3 protein-coding genes are annotated in these 3,438 nt (G+C 37.4%); all 3 read right to left on the minus strand.

Features of this window, described 5'->3' with window-relative positions; genetic code table 11:
• The coding region (locus tag WFK35_RS21490) for an efflux RND transporter periplasmic adaptor subunit (RefSeq protein ID WP_336734580.1) at window positions 1-604 on the minus strand (604 nt) is incomplete at its 3' end.
• Between the two features lie 30 nt (window positions 605-634).
• Complete coding sequence (locus WFK35_RS21495; protein ID WP_235129838.1) at window positions 635-1,906, minus strand: ABC transporter permease; 1,272 nt, start codon at window positions 1,904-1,906, stop codon at window positions 635-637.
• A gap of 79 nt (window positions 1,907-1,985) precedes the next feature.
• Window positions 1,986-3,215 (minus strand): ABC transporter permease, encoded by a 1,230-nt coding sequence (locus WFK35_RS21500; protein ID WP_235129837.1) that lies wholly within the window; start codon window positions 3,213-3,215, stop codon window positions 1,986-1,988.
• Window positions 3,216-3,438: the final 223 nt, after the last annotated feature.

Here is a 3,438-nt window from a genome sequence, read left to right on the forward strand (position 1 = left end):
CTTTTGAGCGAATCTGTGTTGTTGGCAAACCCTGTAATTCAGGAGTAGATCCCGTTTTTGCAATCTGTAAGGCTTTCTGAGCAGTCACTAATTGCTGTTGTGCGTTTCTTAGAGTTTGTTGTGTAGAATACAACTGTTGCTGTGCATTGAGAAATTCCTGCTTGGAAGCGACTCCCTGCTTGTAAAGTCTTTCCTGCATTTCAAACTGTTTGCGCATATTATCCACATTCAGCTTTGCATTGCTGATCTGGAGCTGCTGATTGCTGACATTTTGCTGCGCATTATTTACCTCAGAAAGATTCGGAACGATTCTTACAGTTGCAATTAACTGTCCCACTTCTACTCTGTCTCCTTCATCTACCAAAATTTTATCTATAATTCCGGCAATATTCGGCTTGATTTCGATTTCTTCTTTGGGAACGATTTTTCCTGTTGCCATCACTTTATCCTCCATATTCTGAACAGACGGTTTTCTGGTAAGGAAAGCCTCACTCTCTTTAGAATTGGACTTTACAAGATACCCGATTCCCGAGAACAGCGCCACTGCAAATAAAAGCCCCAAGATGATATAAATGGCTTTTTTCCAAGTGAATTTCTTTTTCATATATAGTTTATTTTTTTATTTAAATTATTTTTATTCCGTTCTTAAAGCTTCAATCGGTCTGATTTTAACGGCTCTCTGTGCAGGAATCATTCCGATTATCAATCCTAAAACCACCATTACTGCCATTGCGGCAAATACGTTTCCGTAGTTAACTGTAGGATTGTAGAAGGGAAATGAATCCTGTCCTTTTGTGGCAATATCGAGAATCATCAGAACAAAAATCCCGAAAATGAAACCGAGTAATCCGGAGGAGAGTGTAATAACCACACTTTCCAATAAAATCTGGTTTCTTACTTCTGAAGGTTTTGCTCCTAAAGCTCTTCTGATCCCAATCTCTTTGGTTCTCTCTTTTACCGTAATTAAAAGGATATTGGAAATGGCAATAACTCCTGCAAGAATGGTTAAAGTTCCCACAATAATTGTGAGTAACTGCATTCCGGACAAAAATCCCGTTAGTTTTTTAAATTCTTTACCTAAATTGAAACTTCCAAAAGCATTGGTGTCATCAGGCGAAACTTTATTTTTGGCTTTCAGTTCCTGTTTTACTTTTTCTTCTACTGAATTTACATCTACATTAGGCTTGCTTACAATCGCGAACATATCAATATTATCCGCCGCATTGTACATTTTTGTGTAGGTGGATAACGGAATGAAAACCGAACGGTCATTTTCAAAACCTCCGTTTTTCTTGATTCTGAATACTCCGATCACATTAAAGAAAATACCTTTTATATTAATGGATTTTCCCAAAGGATTTTCGTTCTTTTTAGAATCGAAAAAGTTCTTGTAAATTTCTTCTCCGATAACGGCTACATTTTTATTTCCGGAAACATCGGCGTCGTTGAGATACCTTCCAAAGATCAGTTTTTTTTCTGAAATTTTATTTCCTACAGGATAATCACCTGTTAAAGAATACGTTCCGCTTTTTCCGTTTCTGGACATTAATTCTCCGGGTGTTCCGGTAAAGCTTCCTCTTGAATTCTGAGGCGATATATAATCAATATCAGTGATTTTTCTTTTTAAAATATCAATATCCGAAAGTTTTAGGTGCATCTGTCTTCCTTTCGGGAAACCGTCATAAGGAATGGATGTATTCTGCGCCCAGAGGAAAATAGAATTGGTGGCAAAACCTGAAAAAAGCTTATCGAAACCATTTTCCATTCCTTTTGCAGCACCCAGCAAACTAACATACAAAAACATACCCCAACCTACTCCAATCATGGTAAGGAAGGTACGAAGCTTATTATTTCTCAAGGAATAATAAATTTCCTGCCAAGTATCTTTTTTAAATATAATGTTCATTTGTTAATGTCTGTTTCTTTTAATAATGTCAATAGTTAAATTCACCTGCTAAACAAAATTCACCATTCACCTTCTTTCATCATTCCGTTCTCAATGCTTCAATAGGTTTGATTTTTGAGGCTCTGTACGCGGGAACAAATCCTGCAATCAGTCCTGAAAACACCAGTGCAATAAATGCGGCTATAATGTGTCCCCATCCTACACTCGGATTTTTAATGAAGTATTCTTCCAGATTATCTCCGATTAAATATAAAGCCAAAACGCCGAGTCCCACTCCTATTAACCCTGAAATTACGGTAATCACCACACTCTCCTGAACGATAAGCGCAACAATACTTTTTGGTTTTGCACCAATTGCTTTACGGACTCCGATTTCTTTGGTTCTTTCTTTTACGATGTACACCATGATGTTACTGATCCCAATAATTCCTGCCGCCAAAGTTCCCAATCCGATAAAGCCGACAATTCCTGTAAGTACTGCCATAAAAGCAAAAGTGTCGTTCATATTCTGGGCATTGTTCCAGACTCTGATTCCGTTTTCGTCATCGGGAGCTACATTTTTTCGGGCTTTTAGTCTTGATTTTAATTCATCACCATATTTAATCGCCTGTTCCGGTGTTAATTTGTCGTTATATGCAATATAATTGATGCTTACAGTATCCGATCCTTTCTTCATTTGCTGTAACGTGGTGATCGGAACGGTAATATGTCTTTCGTCCCAGTCTCCGCCGTCGTCTGAGAAAACACCTACAACTTTAAAGATTGTCCCATTGATATTTAATTCTTTGCCAACCGGATTCCCGTTTTTTATAAGGTCGCGCTGAACCATTCTTCCGATTACCGCAACATTCTGTTTTCTTTCCAGATCTGTCGGGGTAAGATAGCGGCCTTCGAGCATTTTTCTGTTTTCGATGATCTGCTCTTCGGGTTTTGCTCCGTTAATCTGGTAATTTCCGCTTTCCTTGCCATATTTTACCAGTAAATTTGAGGTATATCTCGGCGTGGAACTTCCTACTTTTTTCTTGTCAATATTCACGAGAAAATCGTAATCATCATTGTTCATCGTCACCATACGATCGGATTGAAGCCCGTTGTAGGCAATCGTTGTTTTTCCGGTTGCAATAGAAATGAGATTCTGTGCATCTCTTGCAAAACCTTGTGTAAAGGCATTTTGCAGCCCTGTTCCGATTCCGAAAAGAACAATGAAAATAAATAATCCCAAAGCCACAGTAAAACCGGAAAGCACCGTTCGCAATACATTACTGCGAATGGAACTGAATATTTCCTGCCAACGATCTAGATCGAACATAGTTTTTGTTTTTTACTTTGTAAAAGTGAATAGCTTCTCTGTGAATTTTCTCCGAAGTCAATTATTTTATGTCAATGTTTAATTGATTATTCACTGTTCACTTTTTAATCATTCCACTTAATAATATAAATGATGTCTTTATTAATTTTCCAATTTTGTCAAGATCTTCAATTTTTGCATAACTGCTTTCCACAATCATATCAAAACATGAGTCTAATTCTAT

It is taken from the genome of Chryseobacterium sp. VD8 (genome assembly GCF_037149975.1).
GTDB classification, from domain to species: Bacteria; Bacteroidota; Bacteroidia; order Flavobacteriales; family Weeksellaceae; genus Chryseobacterium; species Chryseobacterium indicum.

What these genes read in the sequence shown, in the direction of transcription:
- WFK35_RS21495 (WP_235129838.1), bottom strand. Translation starts at nt 1,906, where the DNA reads ATGAACATTATATTTAAAAAAGATACTTGGCAGGAAATTTATTATTCC.
- WFK35_RS21500 (WP_235129837.1), bottom strand. Translation starts at nt 3,215, where the DNA reads ATGTTCGATCTAGATCGTTGGCAGGAAATATTCAGTTCCATTCGCAGT.